This window comes from Cesiribacter sp. SM1 (genome assembly GCF_020178975.1).
GTDB lineage: Bacteria > Bacteroidota > Bacteroidia > Cytophagales > Cyclobacteriaceae > Cesiribacter.
The window spans coordinates 183,291-204,209 of the sequence record NZ_JAHXBU010000092.1; the positions used below are offsets into that span (position 1 = coordinate 183,291).

General features: G+C 47.8%; 16 protein-coding genes. 1 reads left to right on the plus strand and 15 read right to left on the minus strand.

Annotated elements, in window-relative coordinates:
• Positions 1 to 22: 22 nt before the first annotated feature.
• Positions 23 to 3,163, minus strand: coding sequence for a TonB-dependent receptor (locus tag KWJ01_RS20560; protein ID WP_224998993.1), 3,141 nt, complete (start codon positions 3,161 to 3,163; stop codon positions 23 to 25).
• A gap of 390 nt (positions 3,164 to 3,553) precedes the next feature.
• Between KWJ01_RS20560 and KWJ01_RS20565 the strand changes: the two genes are divergently transcribed.
• Positions 3,554 to 3,985, plus strand: a complete 432-nt coding sequence (locus KWJ01_RS20565) for a hypothetical protein (RefSeq protein WP_224998994.1) — start codon at positions 3,554 to 3,556, stop codon at positions 3,983 to 3,985.
• A gap of 194 nt (positions 3,986 to 4,179) precedes the next feature.
• Here KWJ01_RS20565 and KWJ01_RS20570 read toward each other — a convergent pair whose 3' ends face one another.
• From KWJ01_RS20570 to KWJ01_RS20635, 14 genes are all read right to left on the minus strand, one after another.
• Positions 4,180 to 4,845, minus strand: coding sequence for a LamG domain-containing protein (locus tag KWJ01_RS20570; RefSeq protein ID WP_224998995.1), 666 nt, complete (start codon positions 4,843 to 4,845; stop codon positions 4,180 to 4,182).
• A gap of 1 nt (position 4,846) precedes the next feature.
• A complete protein-coding gene (locus KWJ01_RS20575) occupies positions 4,847 to 5,617 on the minus strand; it encodes a rhamnogalacturonan acetylesterase (protein ID WP_224998996.1) in 771 nt (256 codons plus the stop codon).
• A 94-nt stretch (positions 5,618 to 5,711) separates the two neighbouring features.
• Complete coding sequence (locus KWJ01_RS20580; protein ID WP_224998997.1) at positions 5,712 to 7,100, minus strand: glycoside hydrolase family 28 protein; 1,389 nt, start codon at positions 7,098 to 7,100, stop codon at positions 5,712 to 5,714.
• 81 nt (positions 7,101 to 7,181) lie between these two features.
• Positions 7,182 to 7,577 carry a VOC family protein gene (locus tag KWJ01_RS20585; RefSeq protein ID WP_224998998.1) on the minus strand — a complete coding sequence of 132 codons (396 nt, stop codon included), beginning with the start codon at positions 7,575 to 7,577 and terminating at the stop codon, positions 7,182 to 7,184.
• Between the two features lie 58 nt (positions 7,578 to 7,635).
• Positions 7,636 to 8,598: an alpha/beta hydrolase gene (locus KWJ01_RS20590; protein WP_224998999.1), complete on the minus strand. Its 963-nt coding sequence runs from the start codon at positions 8,596 to 8,598 to the stop codon at positions 7,636 to 7,638.
• Positions 8,595 to 9,698, minus strand: coding sequence for a pectinesterase family protein (locus KWJ01_RS20595; protein ID WP_224999000.1), 1,104 nt, complete (start codon positions 9,696 to 9,698; stop codon positions 8,595 to 8,597). Before KWJ01_RS20595 ends, KWJ01_RS20590 begins: the two co-directional genes overlap by 4 nt.
• Positions 9,695 to 10,525, minus strand: coding sequence for a rhamnogalacturonan acetylesterase (locus KWJ01_RS20600; protein WP_224999001.1), 831 nt, complete (start codon positions 10,523 to 10,525; stop codon positions 9,695 to 9,697). Before KWJ01_RS20600 ends, KWJ01_RS20595 begins: the two co-directional genes overlap by 4 nt.
• A gap of 111 nt (positions 10,526 to 10,636) precedes the next feature.
• The gene (locus KWJ01_RS20605; RefSeq protein ID WP_224999002.1) at positions 10,637 to 12,421 is read right to left on the minus strand and encodes a glycoside hydrolase family 28 protein; all 1,785 of its coding nucleotides are present in this window, start codon (positions 12,419 to 12,421) and stop codon (positions 10,637 to 10,639) included.
• A 13-nt stretch (positions 12,422 to 12,434) separates the two neighbouring features.
• Complete coding sequence (locus KWJ01_RS20610; RefSeq protein WP_224999257.1) at positions 12,435 to 14,006, minus strand: glycoside hydrolase 43 family protein; 1,572 nt, start codon at positions 14,004 to 14,006, stop codon at positions 12,435 to 12,437.
• A gap of 193 nt (positions 14,007 to 14,199) precedes the next feature.
• Positions 14,200 to 15,189: a pectinesterase family protein gene (locus KWJ01_RS20615; RefSeq protein ID WP_224999003.1), complete on the minus strand. Its 990-nt coding sequence runs from the start codon at positions 15,187 to 15,189 to the stop codon at positions 14,200 to 14,202.
• Between the two features lie 25 nt (positions 15,190 to 15,214).
• Positions 15,215 to 16,471 carry a glycoside hydrolase family 105 protein gene (locus KWJ01_RS20620; protein ID WP_224999004.1) on the minus strand — a complete coding sequence of 419 codons (1,257 nt, stop codon included), beginning with the start codon at positions 16,469 to 16,471 and terminating at the stop codon, positions 15,215 to 15,217.
• Between the two features lie 71 nt (positions 16,472 to 16,542).
• Positions 16,543 to 17,919 carry a polysaccharide lyase family 1 protein gene (locus KWJ01_RS20625; protein WP_224999258.1) on the minus strand — a complete coding sequence of 459 codons (1,377 nt, stop codon included), beginning with the start codon at positions 17,917 to 17,919 and terminating at the stop codon, positions 16,543 to 16,545.
• Between the two features lie 122 nt (positions 17,920 to 18,041).
• Positions 18,042 to 19,322: a polysaccharide lyase family 1 protein gene (locus KWJ01_RS20630; protein ID WP_370634748.1), complete on the minus strand. Its 1,281-nt coding sequence runs from the start codon at positions 19,320 to 19,322 to the stop codon at positions 18,042 to 18,044.
• A 207-nt stretch (positions 19,323 to 19,529) separates the two neighbouring features.
• Positions 19,530 to 20,816, minus strand: a complete 1,287-nt coding sequence (locus tag KWJ01_RS20635) for a DUF4861 domain-containing protein (RefSeq protein WP_224999006.1) — start codon at positions 20,814 to 20,816, stop codon at positions 19,530 to 19,532.
• Positions 20,817 to 20,919: the final 103 nt, after the last annotated feature.

Genomic DNA, 20,919 nt, shown 5'->3' on the forward strand with positions numbered 1-20,919 from the left:
AACATATGATCATTGCCCTGACTTAAAAGGAAAAGCTGCCGCCAACCTGGAAGGTGCGAGGCCTTGGATACACCAGGTAATCAATGCCGATTGGTGCAACGCCACCACCATTGGTGTTGGTGCGAACTTCAGGATCGAAACCAGTATAACCAGTTACTACCCACAAATTCTGGCCGGTAACGTAGAGTCGCGCCCTTTGTATAAATGGAATCTTAGATGTGTTAAAGGTGTAGCCGATGCTCACGTTATCCAGTCGCAGATAACTGGCATCTTCTATCCAGCGGGAGGAAAACTGCGGGGTTTGGGTGGTGCTCATTTCGGTGTTTTCAATGGCCGAACGCAGCACATTTACACCGGGAGCTGATGAAGGATATGAAAATTCTGCTGCTGTATTATTAAAGACATCAATGCCCGTCACTCCCCTGAAAGTAAAAGAAGCATCGAAGGAACGCCACCTGAAACTGTTGCTGAAGCCCCAGATAAAATCAGGCTGTGCACTGCCGATTACAACAAGGTCTGCACCAGGCTCTCCATCTTCGTCGAGGTACATTTCCATGCCGTCTTCGTTATAGCCTATGAACTGCCTACCCCAGAAAGTACCAATGGGCAGTCCGGGTTTGATGATTTGTGTGGAGGCTCCATTGGCAACTACACCGGAGAGCGGAGAGGTAAGGATTTCTGCCCGCGTGAACTGATCATTGGACAGCGTAACTACTTCGTTTACATTCCTGGAAAAGTTAATATTCGCACTCCAGTTTAAGTCTGCTGTTCTGATAATATCACCATTCAGGGCAACCTCAAAGCCTTTGTTTTCTACTTCACCCACATTAGCCCACTGGCTTTCCACTACAGATGGTGCAGCGGTAGAAAATTGCAGCAGCAGGTCGGTGGTGTATTTGCGGTAGTAGTCTAACGAACCTGATAAACGTCCTTCGAAGAAGCCAAAGTCGAGGCCCACGTTCAGCTGACTTGTTTGTTCCCACTGCAGGTTAGGATTGGCAAAGTTTGTGGGTAACACACTGGGTACGGCAACCCCGCCCAGCACATACACTGCCGACCCGGCAATCGAAAGCTGTTGCCTGTAGAGATCGTTCGGAATCTCCTGGTTACCGGTAATACCATAACCGGTTCTTAATTTCAGATCGCTGAAAACCCCTGTTTTAAAGAAGGGTTCATCGGATATTCTCCAGGCAAATGCACCGGAAGGGAACAAGCCCCAGCGGTTATTTTCACCAAACCTGCTTGAACCGTCGTTTCTTAGGGTAAAGGTGAATAAGTAACGATCCAGCAGTTTATAATTGATCCTGCCAAAAAACGAGCTTAACCTGTTGGCTGTTTTAAAAGATGTGTTGCTGAGAATATTACCAGACTGAATCAGATTCCATCTTACCACACTCGATACAAAACTGTTTGCTTCTGTAAAGGTGTATTCATGCGCAAAACGCTGAAAGGAATAACCTGCCAGCAGGCTTAGGTTGCTGTTATGGGAAATATCCTTATTAAAGTTAAGGGTAGTTTCCATAAGTGTGCTGTAGTTCCGAAGCTTATTGATGGAAGCCCTGCCACCCTCTGACTCACCGGCAGGATGGAAGGCTGGCACATTTGTGTACCTTTCAATGTTTTCATCTGAATAACCCGCGTTTATATTCAGCGTGAGCGGCTCCAGGATGTCGAAAGCAGCGTTTACACTACCCAGGAACATACCGGTGTTACGTTCATCATCTACCTGCTCCCACGAAACAGGGTTGATGCGCAGCTCACCCAACTGGTAAAAACTGCCATCTTCATTTCTAACTGGTAGTGTGGGTGCCCATCGCAGGGCATCTTTCAGAATGTTGCCGCCTTCGTTGTTGATGTTGGAAGAGATGGGGGTATTATCTTCCATAATTTTTCCATAGGTCATGTTAAGACCTGTTCTTAGCCTGCCATCCAGCGCTTTATGGTTTGCATTGAAACGACCGGTATATTTTTCCAGACCCGATGATAGCAGCACGCCCTCCTGTGATGTATAGCCAAAGGAAGCTCTGTAATTACTTGTTAATGAACCACCACCAAAAGATACATTATGATTCTGGCTTAGTGCAGTGCGAAAAACCTCATCCTGCCAGTTGGTGTCAGCCCCTTCATCGGGGAATGCAAGATCGTTTTGCTGAGCATAGCTCCTGTATTCTTCGGCATTCAAGAAAGGCAGCGTTTTGCGGACTGATGAAACACCCACGAAGCCATCATAAGTAACTGCCTCACCCGTTTTTTTACTTTTTGTAGTGATCACAATCACACCATTAGCGCCCCTGGAACCATAGATAGCTGTGGCGGAGGCATCCTTTAAGATATCGATGGATTCTATATCCGCAGGGTTAAGGGTGTTGAGCGGGTTTGACGGCTGTGAAGAAAAGGGGGAAGAGCCCTGCATGGAATTAACAAACAGGTTAGAAGAGCCAAACTGCATGGGTACCCCATCGATCACATAAAGCGGATCGTTACCGGCAGAGATGGAGTTAGCCCCCCTGATGCGAACAGTAGAAGCAGCACCGGGCTGTCCGCTATCCTGTACAATGTTAACACCCGCTACTTTACCCTGCATCAGCTGCTCCGGGGCCACCGCAATACCAGGATTGAAATCTTTTGCACCCACCGAAGCTACAGCACCGGTCACATCTTTTTTCTTTTCAGTGCCATAACCCACTACTACTACCTCGGAGAGTGTTTCCACATCCGGCTTCAGTGCAACTTCCAGACTGCTGCGGCCGTTCAGGGCAATCGATTGCGCAATGTAGCCTACAAAAGAAAACTCCAGGGTTACATTTCCGTCGGGGACTATGAGTGAAAAGTTACCATCAAAATCAGTTACTGTTCCCTCAGAACCACCTTTTACCCGAACCGTTACACCAGGAAGCCCCTGTGCATGCTCATCAACAACTTTTCCTTTTACCGTTACCTCAATATCCTGCGCTGTCGCTGTCAGCGCAGGCGTGTTAGCAGGCTTTACTACTTCTGAAACTAAAAATTTTGCATCAGTATTCAGCCTGCCTGTTGCCAGATCTGGCGAGAACAAAGCTGAAGCTGAGGAAGAAGGGCTTGTGGCGTGTAGCTCATAAGACCCAAAGCCTAAAAGCGGCAAGGCCCATAGAGCACAGGAAGCACAGGGTAAAAATCTTTTCATAGGTAAAACAGTTATCCTTTTCTTTAGACGCTAGGTAAATCCCGTTCCGGATGGGGCTATATGCTAAAGGTATAGGACTCTGATTTTAATGCTATCCTGTACTATCCTGTATTAGTAAAATATTATTTCGTACGCAATCGTTTGCCGCTTTATTATCATCTAGTAGTAAGCCGCATTAGCAATTAATATTCCTGAACGATACGATCTTATCAATGAAAGGGGGAAAAGTTGAATATAATTGTAAACCTGAGGTGAAGATGTATTCATTTTGGGAGCAATTCCTTATATTAGAAGAGAAGGACTAAATTATCTGTAAATTGTATTTAGCTTATATGCAGCAGGATAATTATCCTGTTTTAACTGGGATTTATTAACGAGGTAAAAGATACCATGAAGACAAGCTATAAATTTACCAAAGCCGATTGGAAGCCTGGCATTATCTTTACATTCATTGGCGTTGTGTGTTTTCATGTTCTAATGAGTTATTTTAGTTATGGAATGGCTATGCTGATTACCATTAGCGTTGGTATTGGCTTTATTATAAGCTTTCAAATCTTATTTGGGAAATATTTTAACTCTGTTGTGGAGTTTAAGGAAACTTACATAATACAAAAAAAAGGACTTAATAATCAGGTAGTTAAGATATATTATTCTGAAATAAGGAAAATTTCCTTTTCCTACAATAGATTTATGATGCTACAGATTGTTGCAGTAGGTAGTAAGATTAAATTCCCGCTTCCCACCAAAATTGATAAAGTTGAAGAACTCTTCCAGTGGTTAGCTACAAAGAATCCTGCTATCGAAATGGAAATCAAAAGATAAGCAGTAACAGCTCCCAACAAAGCAAACAGGATATTGCATAAATTCGAAACTTCAGGTTTCAAATCCATTTATAAGCTAAGTAGCAATTGGAAATTAAGTTGCAAATAAATGCCCAATACCCAGTTTGCGAAACGTTTTTTTGAAGTGATGCCTAAGAAGCGGTGTAAACCACACAATGCTTTATTCTTGCTGAATCACTTGGGCTCAGGCACCCCTGAGGTGAAGCTTACGGATTGAATGGCACCCTTGAACCAGGATACCTTATTCATGCGAACGCCTATGGAAGTTTTGGCGATGGGGCTAACGGGAAGGTAGCGGATCTGGCCGGAGAGTTCCTCTTTCCCGTTCACATATCCTTTTAGCTGCCCATCCTGGTAGGTAAGGCGTAGCTGCGCCCATGCATTAACCGGATGGGTCTTGGTGGAGTCGATAAGAGTGAGTGCTTCATTTTCAGTACGCATGAACAGGTCTGGATACCACTCCCCCCTATCGTTCAGCCGGAGTTCCATCAGGATGCGGCGCTGGTCGTTTTGCGGGTCCTGGATATGGAGGAATCGCTGCTCTCTGTTGGCAGGATAGCCTGGATAGGGTTTGAAAACAATTTCAATGGTAAATTCATCAGCGCCAGCAATTGGGTTGGTATGAAGGAGCAGGCCATCATCCACACCATCAAACGCCATTGCTTTTTTACCTTCTTCTGTTTCAATGATGGCAGGATTACCCAACACCGTGGTACTGTAACCACTTATCCCCTCCAGTTGGTTTAGCTGCCACTCTTCAGTTTTTGTACCAGCACACCCCATCAGCATCAGGATGCACACTATCGACATGCTGATGGATTTGAAAACTGCAGGCAGCATATCAGGGCTGTTTTACCTCCGGCTTGTATATACGCTCGGCCAGTCCCAGACTCTGTGCTTTTACATCTGCCAGTACCATTTGTGCTATCAAACGGGCCCCTAATTCACTAAAGTGTGTGTTATCTTCTACACCATTGGGATAGTTGGGATGCTCACCCGGCTCCAGCTGTAAAAAAAGCAGTTTTGATTGCTCCGGCCCAAACTCCTGCAGCAATTGCTGTGACTTTTTGTCCATATCAATGAGTGGAACCTGCTGTTCACGGGCTACGGCACGGGCCAGTTCAGAGTATTCATCATGTGTGCCCTGTATCTTTCCGTTAGCATCAAAGCTTCTGCGGGCAACAGGGGTGAGCAGCACTGGCTTTGCCCCTTTGTTCCTGCTCTCTTCAATATACCGGGATAGGTTAGCCTTATACTCCTGGGGAGTGGTGTAACGCCCCACCTTTTTTGGAGACTCATCATTATGCCCAAACTGGATAAACACCCAGTCGCCCTCCTGCAGCTTATTTACAACGGGTTGCCAAAGCCCTTCTTCCATGAAGCTTTTGGTGCTGCGCCCGTTTTTAGCATGATTTTCTACTGTAACCTTATCATCAAAAAAATGGGCAAAAGGCATTCCCCAGCCGGTTTCGGGGTATTTCCTGGTATCCTTAACCGACATGGTAGAATCACCAACCAGGTATATCTTCATTGGCTTCTTTTCTGCCGGCTGAAATGCCAGCAGCAGCATACTGATGGTAAGTACTGATAACTTGATGATGCCCAATTTCATAAAGAGATAATTAATAAAACGGCTATTTATGGAGTGTGTGATTTAGGTTTATCCTCCGGGCTCACGGAGTTACCCGGAGGATAAAATCCAATTCCTAGTCTTGTGAAGGGTTTACTTCCTGCCCATTGATGGTGACATCCTCAAAAGAGATTTCTTTAACATTCGAGAATTTATAAGGAACAGCCACACTTTTGATGGTTACATTTTCCAGATAGATACCTGTTACAGGTGATTGCTCATAACCCTCCAGCAGTACACCAACCTTGCCTCCGTTTTCAACCGTCATGTTTTCAACATGGATGTTACGAACTGTAGGCATAAAGGCACCGGAATCTTCGTAAAACATATTTACCCTTATTACCTGCTCGGCCACCTGCCCTACTTCTATATTTCGGAGGTAAACGTTTTCTACCACGCCACCCCGCATAGAGCTGGTTTTAATACGCAGGGCCCTATCTAGCTCCGGAGAGTTCATTTTGCAGTTCTCTGCCCAGATGTTGCGGGCGCCTCCGGAAATTTCGCTGCCAATAACCACGCCACCATGTCCGTTGGCCATGGAGCAGTTTTGGATCACAATGTTTTCACTGGCTACATTGATACGTCGGCCATCTGCATTTCTGCCTGATTTAATGGCAATACAGTCATCACCGGTATTGAAAAAGCACTCCCTGATCAGCACATTTTTACAGGATTCCGGATCGCAGCCATCGGAGTTTGGGCCCTGGCTCTCTACTGTTACCCCCTGTATGGTTACATTATTACAGAGCACCGGGTTGAGGATCCACATGGGTGAGTTAACGATGGTGACCCCTTCTATCAATACATTATTGCAGCGGTAGGGCTGCACAAACTGGGGCCGCAGGTAATGCCCGCTGCCAAACCTGCGTTCTTCTACTGGTACACCTTTTTCTGCCATTTCAAATAACTGATCACGGCTGGCAGGCTGATTCTGATGTGGCATTCCCTCTTTCCAGCCATAGCGCCCCTGCCCTTTCCAGGTCCACCAGTTGCTGGCATCTGCCTGCCCATCCAGTACCCCCTCGCCTGTTATGGCAATGTTCTCTTCCTCAAATGCATACACCAGGGGCGAGTAGTTCATCAGCTCCACACCCTCCCAGCGGGTAAACACCAGGGGCAGGTAATCATCGGGATTGGTAGAAAACAAAATCCGGGATCCCTTCTGCAGGTGCAGGTTAACGTTGCTCTCCAGGTAAATAGGACCCGAGAAATAGTTTCCTTCCGGCACTACCACCCGGCCACCACCTGCTGCACTGCAGGCTTCTATGGCTGCACGAAACGCTGCTGTATTGGAAGTAGTGCCATCTGCTACAGCACCATAATCAGCAACCGAAAAATCCCTGTCGGGGAAAGCAGGTGCCTTTATCTGGGCCAGCACAGTTTCCATCTGTTTCCAGGGATCACTGGTAGCGTCAGCTGCGGGCTGGCTTTGTTCTACAGTAGTATTTCTTCCACAAGAAGCCATGCTAAGGAGTATCAAAAAGTATAAAATTGGAGAAGTAGGTTTGCCAGAAAGCATATTAAGTATATTATGAATGTTAAGCTCTTATTGCTGCAGGGCCAGCATGGGTGTGCCCCTTTTACAGAACTGAATGGAGAAGCCCCAGGGATCGCGCAGCATCAGCAGGTGTGAGCCATCTTCCAGGTGTTGCTCAGTTTCCAGACTGGCACCAGCCTGCAGCAGTCGCTCTTTGTCTTTAGCAGGATCTTCAGATACAAATGCCAGGTGTACCAGTAAAGGGTGCATGGTTCTGTATGGGGGTATTTCGGCTGCAGGATTATTATAAATTTCAAGCATGATGTTGCCGCTGTTATCAGCCATAAAAGTGGTATACGGAGAATCCTGCATCTGCCGTACAATGCTTAGCCCAAGCTGCTCCACATACCAGCTGGCCATTGCTTTGGGATCTTCTACATTCAGGGCAAAGTGTTCAAATTTCATGTTCTATCTCTTTTAGCATCAATAATAAGGTAATTGTACCCCCACTACTGCTCTTATGCTACTGTTGTTTAAATACCTTATTTAAAAAGTTAGTGGTATACTGCAGGGTTGGCACAAACCATGGGTGGAACAGCCAGAAAGAATGAGGTGAATCCGGCATAGTCCAGTGTTCATGATAAATGCCTTCCCTGTCCAGTACCTTTACCATATCCGCTCTGCCTGCATGAAAACGCGGGTATGAGCTGCTGATAAAGAGTACAGGAGGCGTATTTTTATCTACATGCGTGAGGGCTGATGCTTCTTGCCAGTTCTGAGGAACCTCTTCATAGGTTCCCCCCAGCCACTGCGCTGCCATGGTACCCTCTTCAGATTCGGGGTGTTTGAATGCCAGCACCCCATCCACATCTATGATGGCCTGCACGCTGCTGGAGTGCTGCTGGTGATCTCCTGCGCCTTCCAGCTTTTTCAAATTGTTGGTAGTGCCAATGAGCGCAGCCAGCTGCCCGCCGGCAGAGGTACCATATACTGCAATTCGGCTGGTATCTATACCGTATTCTGCTGCATTTGCCCGCAGCCAGCGAATGGCAGCCTTAAGATCGTGTACGGCTGCCGGATAGGGAGCTTCCAGTGACAGGCGATACTCTACAGCAGCGGTAACGTAACCTGCAGCGGCCAACTGCTGTGCCATAGGCTTTACCAGCGATTTATCTCCTGTACGCCAGCCACCACCATGCACCATCAGCACGGCAGGGAGTTTTTTTGCCTTGTCAGCATTTCTGCTGGTTGCCGGGTAGAACATATCCAGGTGCAGGGCTCTGTTGCCCAGCCGGCGGTATACCAGGTTCTGCCGTACAGCCACGCCTTTAGGTGCTGCAGTATCCACCGCTTTTATAGAGGGATATTCCTTGTGCAGCTTTTCATAGGCACTGCGGAAAGTGTAAGAGGTATCTCTTGGAAAGAGAGCCTCCTGTGCCATAGCCCCATAACTAAACGATAAAAGTATGAGCAGTAGGAATCTCATGGTGTTTGCCTCCTGTACCATATGTTATCACCTGTTTTTGTATCGGTATGGGCTGAAAAAATATTTTCGGCTGTGTATTCAGCCGCTTGTTGCGCCGTGAGCTGATGCGACCAGCCAACACGTTTAGCTGTTCCAGCCCCTGGCCCCCTGTTGTTGTACTCTGCATAAAAGCTGGTTTTCTCTGCTTCGGGCCTCGACCAGTTGTGCCAGCCTTCCGGACGAATATGTGGGCCAAAGGTACAGTTAATGAACACCGTTTTGGCGTAGTCTCTCCAGGGGCGGCCCAGGTATACCTCATGTACACCAGGCGCTGCTGTAAAGGTGCAGTTTTTGAAAACATAGCCCCACCTTACCCATTCTGGCGTTGAGGCAGCTGTAATGTAGGAATCTTTCTTGCTGTGAATTTGGCAGTTTTCGAACAGGGCAGTGGCTGGCCCAAAAATAAAGTCAGTGGTTCCTTCTATGTAGCAATCTACATAGTACTGCCTGGCGCCTTCGCCGGAAGCAAAGATCGTATCCTGATCTCCTAAAAAGCGGCAGTTCCTGAACACCAGCCGATCGCCTTCCACATGCAGCGCCACCGCCTGACCCACTGGGCCTGCTGTATTCCGGATGGTAAGATTCTCGACATTGATGTTGTTGCCCTCAATTCTTAGGGTATAGGTATCAAAAGTACCCATTTTGCCCCTGCCTGCATGGTCGTCGTAGGTAATGATGGTATTTTCAGGGCTTTCACCCACCAGGTTTATATCGGTTACCCAGGCAGGTATGTGCACCTTTTCTTTGTAGGTGCCATTCCTGATATAGATGGTTATGCGCACTGGTGTAAACGCCCTTACGGCATCAATGGCATCCTGGATGTATTTGTAATCCCCACTCCCATCTTTGGCCACTACAATACGTGTTGTTGGTTCTGTTGGAGTCTTAGCAGTTGATGTGGCTTGTTGTGATGCTTCTGCCGGCTTTGTAATTTTTGTGGTTTGTGCACAGGCCGTGGTTGTGAGAAGGAAAATGGCAATTACGGCCGTCAGTCCCTGGTAATAGCGATAGAGTACACCCGCAACACCTGTCAGTGTTTTACTTGTTGTCCTGTCTATCATTGCTTTGCAGCCTCCTTTGGCTTAAGATCCTGGAGCCCTTCAAAAACAAGACTTGCTACAGCCTTTGCCCCTTCCGGCTGAAAGTGGGTATTGTCTTTCTGACCATCGGGATAAGCCTGATACTCTCCTGCAGGCAGGTTCATAAAGTAGTTGTTGCTTACCCACTCCTCTCCTTTGGCAGAAAAGTGGTCCATGGAACGCTGGTTAAGATCAATAAGAGGAACATTCAGCTCCCTGGCTACTTCTTTTACTGCACCGGGATACTCGCCATGTACATTCGAGAGCCTGCCGTTTTTCCAGGGATAGTTACGGGCAACAGGTGTTAGCAATATGGGAAGTGCACCTTTCTGGCGTGCCTGTGTAACAAACAGTCTGAGGTATTCTTTATAACCCTGGATATTTACATAACGCTCGGGTTTGTTCTCAGCAGCATCGTTGTGGCCAAACTGAATCAGCACAATGTCTCCTTTTTCCAGGGCATTATACACAGCTGTCCAGCGGCCCTCTTCAAAAAAGGTGCGGGTACTTCGCCCTCCTCTTGCCTTATCCAGTACCAGCACACTATCCGCCTTCACAAGATGCTTGATCAGGGAAAGACTATCGCTGCTCATAAAAGGCTGAAATACCTGCCCCCAACCCATAAGCGGGTATCGCTGACGCTGGTAATCCTCTCCTTCATAAAGGCTGTAATCTGCCATGGTAGAATCACCGATCAGGTACATTTTTACAGGACGTTTCTGCAGGGGCAGAAAAGACATGCAGAACAGGCATAGGAATAAGAGCGGTAATTTGTGCTGTGTACTAACCACTATTAGTTTCTTTATCATCAGACCTGGCTGTTTCAAAAAATAAAACTTGAGATAGAAATACAGGTATGGCTCAAATAAGCCATACCTATACATTAAACCAACAATCAATCATCTAACCAACATTAGCTTTTATTTCATCGAGTAAATCTTATCGCCGGCACGCTGGCCACTGGTAATTTGCCGGGCTGCATCGGTGAAGTCTTTATTCTCAAACGATACGTTCTTTGTTTGCTCACCCAGTAGACGTACCACGGGCTCTTTGGTATCCTGATAGGCTAATCCGCTCACTGCCACATTTTTGCTGTTGTAAATGGTAAGGGTAGGGCCATTAGCTGCCAGCACCTTTACATTCCTGAGTGCTATGCCATCAGAATCGATCATGGTAATACCATTTTCGGTTTGCAGCACAGCATTTTCCAGCTGTACATTCCTGAGGTTCATTTCAGGTAATCCCTGGAAAAGCGCAGCGGTTTTAGAACCGGTAGCGGTAATGTTCTTCATGAAGATATTACGGAAAATGGGTGTCTCTTCGTTTACCGGCACCAGGCGCTCATCTCGTTTCTCATCTTCAGCTTTTTCATCCTGCTCCAGGATAGGAGAATTGCCCTGGTAGAACATGTTAAAGCGGATGGCTTCGGTAGGGATGTTGATCATATCGATATCAGAGATCCAGATATTTTCCACCACACCACCACGACCACGGGTGCTCTTAAAGCGAAGGCCTACATCTGTACCCATAAAAGTACAGTTAGATACATGCACATTCCTGACTCCGCCAGACATTTCGCTGCCAATCACAAAGCCACCATGCCCATGATAAACTACATTGTTTTTAACGATAACATTTTCAGTAGGTATTCCGCGTCGGCGGCCGTCTGCATCTTTCCCGGACTTGAAACAGATGGCATCGTCGCCCACATCGAAGCTGTTGTTGTAGATCAGTACATTTTTGCAGGACTCCAAATCAATACCATCGCCGTTCTGGGCATACCAGGGGTTTCTAACGGTAAGGTTACGCACGATAACATCCTCACTCATCAGGGGGTGCAGGTTCCAGGCAGGTGAATTCTGGAAGGTAGGACCATCCAGCAACACCCGCTTGGATTTTACAATGCTCACCATCACCGGGCGAAGAAAATCCTTTACCTGCTCAAATTCTTCCCGGGTTTTGTAGGGAGGAACATTAAAATTCTGTGTTCTTTCGTGCCCCAGTTTTGCCTCTTCTGTCGGGAACCAGGTATCACCCTTTTCATTCAGCACGCCACCGGATTTCAAAAGTGACTTCCATTGAGAAGAAGTCATTTTCCCTTTTTTAACAAAGCGCCAGGAATCGCCGGAGCCATCAAATACACCTTTGCCGGTAAAGGCAATATTTTCTACTTCCTTTGCATAGATAGGTGAAATATTGCGCCAGGTATCGAGGCCTTCAAAGCTGGTTTCCACCAGTTCGTAATCATCAAAATCATCGCTGAATTTAACCAGTGCACCTTGTTCTGTGTGAATATTCACATTACTCTTCATGATGATGGGACCTGTTAGCCAGATGCCACTGGGAATCAGCACCCTTCCCCCTCCTGCCGCTGCTACCGCATCGATGGCCTTTGCAATGGCCTGGGTATTTTTTGTGATACCATCGCCCACAGCGCCAAAATCAGTAATGCTTACTGTATAATCGGGAAAGCTGGTTTCTTTAACACGTGGCATGTTAAACTCAACCCCTTCGTACACCCAGGCCTCTGTGTTGCCTGTTGCCGGTGCAGCAGGCACTGCAGGTGTGCTGGTGCTGGCTGTATTGGCAGGTGGTGTTTGTGTGGTGCCTGGGCTTGGCTTCTGTGTCTGGCAGGCATACTGAAACATTCCAGCAAAGGCCATGGCCATTAAAAGTCGGTTTGAAAAAATCTTCCTGTCGGTCATATTCATCCAGTTTTCAGTTCTTTGTTAGTTTGGCAGATTCAGGATGGATCCTGAACCAGTCGAAGTCGGCATAGCCGGCATCGTTGATCTTATCGGGGCGGGTAGCAAAAATGCCTACTTTGGCACCAATCCAGCGGCCTACTGCTGCTGTAAAAGGCTTGCCTGCTGCTTTGTACCTGCTGCCATCCTGGCTGTAGCTGAACTGGCATTTAGCGCCTTTATCAACCTTTACCCGCAGGTACACCTCATCTCCTTCTACTTTCCCCAGCAGCTCCTCTTTTTCGGGTGTGCCTTTATCTGCATTTGCCACAGTGGTGTAGGCCAGGTATATGCCATCTGCTTTGCTCACCAGCGCCAGGTGGGCATAGCTCTCGCCCATCACCAGCAGGCCCACCCGTTCGTTCGTCAGCTTTTCGTTGGGCTTAAAGCTAAGCTTGGTGGTGGCGGTAAACTCTTCTGCCGGAAACTTCTGCAAGAGCAGGTTAGGCACCTCCCAGAGGTTTTTAGCATCTGCAGGCATCTGGTCGGTAAACAGCCGCAGGTAACCTTTAGGACCTGCTGTAAATGCCCAGGTTGCTTTGGGATTGGCATGCCACTGCCACTGCAGCCCTAGTTCATTACCTTCAAATTCATCAGATTCTGGCGGTGTGGCTACAGGATAGGTTTTACCTACATCTGGTTTTTTGTAGCTCATCACCGGCTGCCCTTTGCCATCACCATCTTTATCTTCGCCAATCACCGGCCAGTCGTTCACCCACTTCATGGGCTGCAGGTGCACAATGCGTCCATAAGCTTCTTTATCCTGGAAGTGTACGAACCATGATTCTCCACTCATAAGCTCTACCCAGCCTCCCTGGTGGGGGCCGTTAATGTTGGTCTTGCCCTGGTCCATCACAATGCGTTCCTCATAGGGGCCATACACATCTTTTGAACGAAGCACCAGCTGCCAGCCGGTAGAAACACCACCCGCCGGGGCAAAGATGTAGTAATAGCCGTTGCGCTTATAAAACTTTGGGCCTTCCACTGTTGGATGGGCTACATGCCCATCAAAGACCATGGTGCCCTCATCCAGCAGTTTAGTACCATCGGAGCTCATCTTGTTCACCACCAGTATGCTTTTGATGCCTGCCCGGCTGCCCGCATAAGCATGCACTAAATATGCTTTGCCATCGTCATCCCAGAGCGGGCAGGGATCTATCAGTCCTTTTCCCGCCTGCACCAGCACAGGTTCTTCCCAGGGACCAGCCGGATCTTTGGCTTTTACCATATAGATGCCAAAATCAGGATCGCCCCAGTAGATGTAAAACTCACCCTGGTGGTGGCGGATAGCGGGTGCCCAAACACCATTGCCATGCTGTGGCCTGGAAAAATGCTCCAGGGGTACCTGGCGGTCCAGGGCATAGCCAATCAGTTGCCAGTTTACCAGGTCTTTAGAATGCAGAATGGGCAGGCCTGGTGCAGCATTGAAGCTGGAGGCGGTCATGTAAAAATCATCACCTACTTTGCAGAGATCAGGATCAGAGTAATCTGCATGCAGGATGGGGTTTTTATAAGTGCCGTTTCCCTGATCTGCTACCCAGACCATAGAAACAGCATTGGTATCTTTTGTGACTTTTTGTTGGGCTAAAACGGCGGTGCCTGCTATATGCAGCAGGAAAGCCGTAGTGATGATTGTTAAGCCCTTATAGTTCATGTGTATGTGTTTTAGTGCTAAAAGATTGCGTTCAGGTACTGCTTTGGTTCTGTTAATTACCAGCTGTATAGCTGGATATACCACTTCACTGGCCCGACGCCATCAGGATTTCTTCCGGATTCCAGTCGCCGAAGATTGCGTTAAGGGTATAGTCTTTGAGGTTTTCCTTGCTTAGCTGGTGCGACCATGCTACTCTTTTTTTAGGTGCTGCGCCTGGCCCTTTTGATCCATACTCTGCATAAAAGGAAGTTGTTTCTGCGTCTGGTTTATTCCAGTTATGCCAGCCCTCGGGCTTTATGTGATCGCCCAGCTGGGTGTTGATGAATACGGTTTTGGCAAAGGGTCTCCAGGGCCTGCCCAGGTAATAGGAATCATCCGGTGCATTGCCGGTGATGCGGCAATTGAGGAACACAAATCCATAAGGTTCACCTTCTTCTGTAGAAGCGGCAGTAATGTAGCTGCCGCCCTTTTTGCAGAAGATTTCACAACCCTCGAATACAGCAGTCGACCAACCAAAGATAAAATCGGTAGTACCTTCGATGTAGCAGTTCTTATAATACTGCCTGCTTTGCTTACCATGTGGATAGAGGGTATCCTGGTTACCCAGGAATCGGCAATTGTTGAAAATCACTTTGTCGCCATCTACCCGCACGGCTACAGCCTGCCCCACCGGGCCAGCACTGTTTTCGAAGGTGATATTTTCGGCAATGAAATCATCCCCGAACACAAAGAATCCCGAGGAGCCGGTGGTGCCCATTTCTTCACCAAAACGGTTCTTTTTCTGTGCATAATCATCGTTGGTAACGATGGTCATCTGCACATCTTCTCCTACCATTCTTACCCCTGTTTTAGAGGCTGGCAGGATTAGTTTTTCTTTATAGGTACCCGCCTTGATGAAGATGGTAGTGGGGTTTTTACGGAAGTCAGGAACCGCCATAATGGCTTCCTGCACCGTGGTGAAATTACCACTGCCATCCTTTGCCACTACAAAGTCATAAGACTGGGCCTGCCCAATGCCACTTAGGAGGCAAAGCAAACAGGCAATGATAAAAGTTATTTTAGGTTGGTTATGCATGTTACAGCAAATCTGTTTTGCTCAGTTAGTTATTTTGAGCAGCGTTTCCATTTACATCTTCCATTTGCAGAGAGGCCATGATGAAGGGACCCACTGCTTTAGGGTCATTATCGCGTTTGGGTTCTCCAATGTAATATTCGTAGGAGCCATCGCGGTATGGGTTGCCACCAAGACCGGAAACAGATACGGCATCGGTGATCGTTACCTGCCCGGCCTCATTTACTTTAATGAACCTGTCCAGAATACCCTGGTACCCTTCTTTTGCATCCTGCATGTACTTCTTGTCGATATAGCCCATTTTAGCAGCCTTGGCCAGGAAATATACGAACATGCTGGAGGCAGAAGACTCCAGGTAGTTACCTTCTCTGCCACCCTGGTCAAGCACCTGCCACCAAAGGCCCGATTCAGGATCCTGGTATTGGGTGATGGCATCGGCCATTTTTTGCGTTACGCGCAGAATTTCACTTCTTTTCGGATGGTCTTTAGGAAAATAATCCAGCACATCTACCAGCGACATGGCATACCAGCCCATGGCCCTGCCCCAGAAGTTTGGCGAAAGGCCCGTCTCGGGATCGGCCCAGCGCTGCTGGCGGCTTTCGTCCCAGCCGTGGTGGTACAGCCCCTTCTCCTCATTCCATCCATGCTTATCCATCAGGATGATCTGGTTGGCAACATCATCGAAAAGAGCTGGTTCGTTAAATTCCGCCGCATACTGCGCCAGGAAAGGTGAGCCCATATAAAGGCCATCGAGCCACATCTGGTTGGGGTACACTTTTTTGTGCCAGAAGCCTCCTTCGGATGTGCGGGGGTGGTTGCGCATCTGGTCTCTTAGCTCTTCAATGGCCAGCTTGTATTTTTCTTCGCCGGTTTCTTTGTAAAGCTCTATCAGGAATTTTCCAGGATTAACCCTGTCGATGTTATAGTCAGTTTTCTTGTATGTTTTGATGCTGCCATCATCGCTGATCATAAAATCAGCAAAGTTCTTAATGTAGTTGAGGTACTGTTTATCGCCGGTTTTATCATAAACTTTATCCAGGGCAGTCATCATAAGCCCGTGGGTATATTCCCATTTAGGCTTTTCGTTGAAGTCAATGGTCCAGCCTTCGGGGTTCCGCTGCATATCAGATTTAGCCATCTGTACTGACAGGGGAGCCTCTGCCTGTGGTACAGTACTTTCCGCTATGCCCGCCTCATTTTCTCCGGCAGCGGTAGTGGAGGAGCCAGAACTGCAGGCTACTGAAAGCACTACTGCAATTGGTAAAGTATAAGCGATTAACTTCATCTTTATTAGTTGTTAGCTTTGTTTTCACTCTAATCTTTAAGCTGATCTGCGCTACTAATGAGCAGGCATTTTCAGGTACCCTCCTGGTCTGCCAGACCATTGAGGTAAACTTCGATATTGGTATAATGCTGATCCAGTGTGATGGCACTGGCATCGGCTGCATTTGCAGGATCCAGCTGATGTTTTTGCTCCCATGCATCCGGCATGCCATCCCTATCCTGATCTGCCGCCGCCTGACCTTCTTCTAATGCGGGCCAGCCGCCTACATCCTGCTGCGAATCGATGATACCGTCTTTCTGTTTGCCATAGCTGGCAGTTCCGGTAGCTACTTCTTTCACAATCCTACTGTCAAGCACATCGCGCCTGTGGCTTGCACCAGCTTCTGCCAGAACCCTGTGGTAGGCAGCTTCTGCAGATTCATCCGGTATACCCACTACCGGTACGGCGCTGCTGATAACGGAGGCATCAGGACTTTTACCCTCAACGCCCAAGCGGTTGTTTTTGCTTATCTCCGGGAAACCAGCAACATAATTGCCGGTCACATAGAAGTAGCCATTGGGAGTCCAGGTATCCAGTATTCTTTTCTTTCTGTTTGCTTCTGTTGCCGGACCGGCCTTGTAGTAGTTGTTTACCATATTATGGTTCCCCTGCTCACCGCCGTAAGTGCTGTTGGCCCTCCAGTTGTAGACTACATTGTTGCGGAAATCTACCACCTCCTGCTCGGGCTTGCCTTTGCTTTTTGTGCGTGCACCGTTAAAACGTGGATTCCTGCTTTTGTGATGTACCAGCAGGTTATGGTGAAAGCTTGCACCCTTGCCTCCCCAGATGCCACCGTAGCCATGCTCACCTTTTTTGTGTACAGAATTGTTCAGGCTTTCAGAGATGATGCTCCACTGCAGGGTAAAGTTTTCATTGTCGTAGAAGGAGGCACTTTCGTCGGTGCCCCAGCTGAAAGTACAATGGTCGATGATCAGGTCCTTATTGCCTATTGAGCTGATAGCATCGTCTTCTACACTTCTTTCATCTCCCATCCTGGAGCGGATGTAGCGGATGATGATGTTATCTGCATGTATCTTGATAGGGTAATTCTTGATGGTGATGCCTTCTCCGGGTGCAGACTGACCGGCGATGGTAAGATCTCCCTGCCTGATCTCAAGCGGAGACTCCAGGGCAATTGTACCTCCTACTTTGAACACTATAATGCGTGGTCCTTCTTGCATGATGGCAGTTCTAAGACTTCCTTCGCCACTATCGTTCAGGTTGGTAACCAGCAGTACTTTACCGCCACGGCCGCCGCTCGTATACTTACCGAAGCCTTCGGCGCCAGGAAAAGCCAGTACCTGCTGTTCCTGCACACCTCCAATATTTTCTGCAGACTGCGCCTGGCTACAGGAAACAGAAAAGACAGTCTGTAATCCCAGTAAAAAAGCTATGCTTCTGTTAATCATGCCCATGCTCCTCTTCTGTTTAAAAAACTTGTAGCGCCAGAATGTAGAAAACTATTTCAGTGCCCTTTACTATATACTGTAGTTCCAGAGTTTGTCAGACTGCAGATCAATAAGAAATGCCGTCAGGCTGGATTTACCAGCTCGTTCAGGTACACTTCAATATTTGTATATGAATCATCCAGTGTATATCCGGAAGCGTCGGCTGCATCATCCGGATTTAGCCTGTGCTTTTGCTCCCAGCTGTCGGGCATGCCATCCAGGTCTTTGTCTGATGGTGCCACACCAGCTTTCAGTTGCGGCCAGCCTCCTGCCTCGTCCTGTGAATCGATGATACCATCTTTATCTTTGCCCAGCGCTGCACTTCCGTTGCGCACATCCTGAATGATCCTGCTGTCTACAGCATCACGCACCAGGCTGGCTCCTGCCTCGGAAAGTACCTGTTCGTAGGCTTGTGCTGCAGGCTGATCTGTTACTGGCTCAACCGGAAAAGCTGTAGCAACAAGTGCTGCATCCGGATTCTCTATATCCACACCTTTGCGGTTCTCACGGCTTACTTCCGGAAATCCATTCACATAGTTATCAGCTACATAAAACTGTCCGTATGGCTCATAGGGCTCCACAATCCTGTCCTGCTTTGATTCCTTAGTGGCCGGACCTGGCTTATAGTAATTCCCTACCATATTGTAACGGCCTCTTTCACCCCCGTACACACTGTTATCCTTCCAGTTGTAGATTATGTTGTTGCGGAAATCAACCAGTTCGTTTTCAGAGTTCGCAGTGGTGCTTGAACCACTGAAACGTGGTGTTCTGCTTTTAAGGTGTGCCAGCAGGTTATGATGAAAACTGGCGCCAACCCCACCCCAGATACCGCCATAACCATGGGCGCCTTTTTCATGCACCGATTCATTGAGGCTCTCTGAAATGATGCTCCACTGGAGGGTAAAGTTTTTGTTGTTGTAAAACGAAGCACCCTCATCGGTACCCCAGCTCATGGAGGCATGATCTACAATAATGTTGTTGCGGCCTGTAGCACTGATGGCATCACCCTGATGTCCTTTTTTATCGCCCATCCGGAAGCGCAGGTAGCGAACAATCACATTGTCACCCTTGATCTTCATCGGGAAATTCCGGAGCGTAATGCCATCGCCAGGGGCCGACTGGCCCGCAATGGTAAGATTCCCGGTATTGATATCCAGCGACGATTCAAGTTCTATGGTGCCGGCTACGGCAAAAACCACGATTCTGGGCTCCTTCATGCGCAGCGCTTCCCTTAAGCTGCCAGGGCCGCTGTCATTGAGGTTAGTAACCACTACCACCTTACCGCCCCGGCCACCAGTTGTGTATCTACCGAAACCTTCGGCACCAGGAAAAGCCAGAGCCTTATCCGCTGTCTGTACGGGCATGGCTGGTGCTGAAGCTGCAGTTTGTACGGTTGCCGTATCGGCCGGAAGAGCAGAAACAGCAGTACGCTGGCTGCAGCCTGCAAGACCAGCTACCTGTAATCCTACACAAAGCCCTAAGGCGCGAATAATATGAATGTTAACTTTTTTCAAGCTCTATTTATTTATGCTTAAAGCACTCTTTATCAGCTAATCTTTACTACCTCCAGGTTATTTAGCAATGAGGTTGAGATTAATCGGCTGCCCCAGTTCTTTTGCTGTTTTATTCAGGTATTCTAAAAATTGTGCTTCTGTTGTAATTCCTTCTTTTTCAAGCTCCCAGGCGGCCAGGTAATAGTATTCTGCCTGTCCTGCTGAAGGTTTCAGCATTACAACATGGCTGTGCTCGTCTTCGGTGAAGTCGATCAGGTCTTTTGGCCTGAATAAAATAGCCAGGCCTGCATTATCTTCATTAAGGGTTTGCTTTCCCCAGGTAGCCAGGTAGCCCCACTCGCCCTCACTCCCTCTGCTGGTGTGGAGTTTCGTGTGTGGTGTTTTGGTCAATCCAGTACTGATGTTAGCCGGGTTTCCTGCTATGTTAACGAGCTGATGTGTGAGGCGGCTCCCTGCATGAATGCCGATAACAGACTCCAGGTTTAACGTCTGTCCTGCTACCTTCCAGCCCCAGTAATTTGTGGTGATGGAGGAATAAACAGCACCATTTTCTGTTATTCTGGTGGCAATGCTGTCGGTTTTATCTACCCTTACTGCCTTGCCTTCGTGGAAAAGTGCGAGAGAACCAACACCCAGGGCTTTTCCTACTTTGAGGATGTCCATGCCCCAGGGCTGCATTTCATGGTAAGAATCAAAACCATCGAGGCCTACCTGCTGCAGGACCATTTCATTCGTCTTCTTACCAAACACATCCACACCATTGCGCCAGTCGAGGTAAAAGCGGTAGCCAACTTTATCTGATTCCCAGCCGGGACCTTCGTAGCGAATAAAATACGAATGATCGGTATGTTCATCAGGCACGCGCAGTAGATCTACATTTTTGAACTCACCACCTATATACTTCCTGTTCTCGAACCTGCCGCCAACTTTATGTGACAGCTCTGCCTGGGTACGTTTGGTATAATTTCTTTTTAGCTCTCCGCTTTCTTTGTAGCGGATGGTTAATTTTTTTGTTTGCCCTGCTCCCATTTGGGGAAGTATGGCTACTATTCCTCTTTTTTCCGGGTCCTGCTTATTGTACTGGCTGGCGATTTCAGTACTGCCATCCAGTACCACAAAAGCATCAGGATTGAATCCTGCTAATTGATTTTGTATTTTATCTTCCTCCAGGAACACCATCACATCTGTGCGGTTAAGATTGAGCGGGTTGTTCACCTCCACCACAAACGAGCGTGGATATGTACGCTTCAGATCCTGGGCAGCTGCTGTTGAAGCATACATCACAACCAGAAGCAGGCAAATTGCCTGATATAGATGCCAGCGAAAGCTTTTATTAACAATCATAAGTAACAGTAGCATTTTAGTGCCATAAAATAAAAATCAGGTAGCACCTAAAGCTGTATGAAAAAGTGATCAGGTTTGCTGGTCTGTTCAGAAACCAGGCATG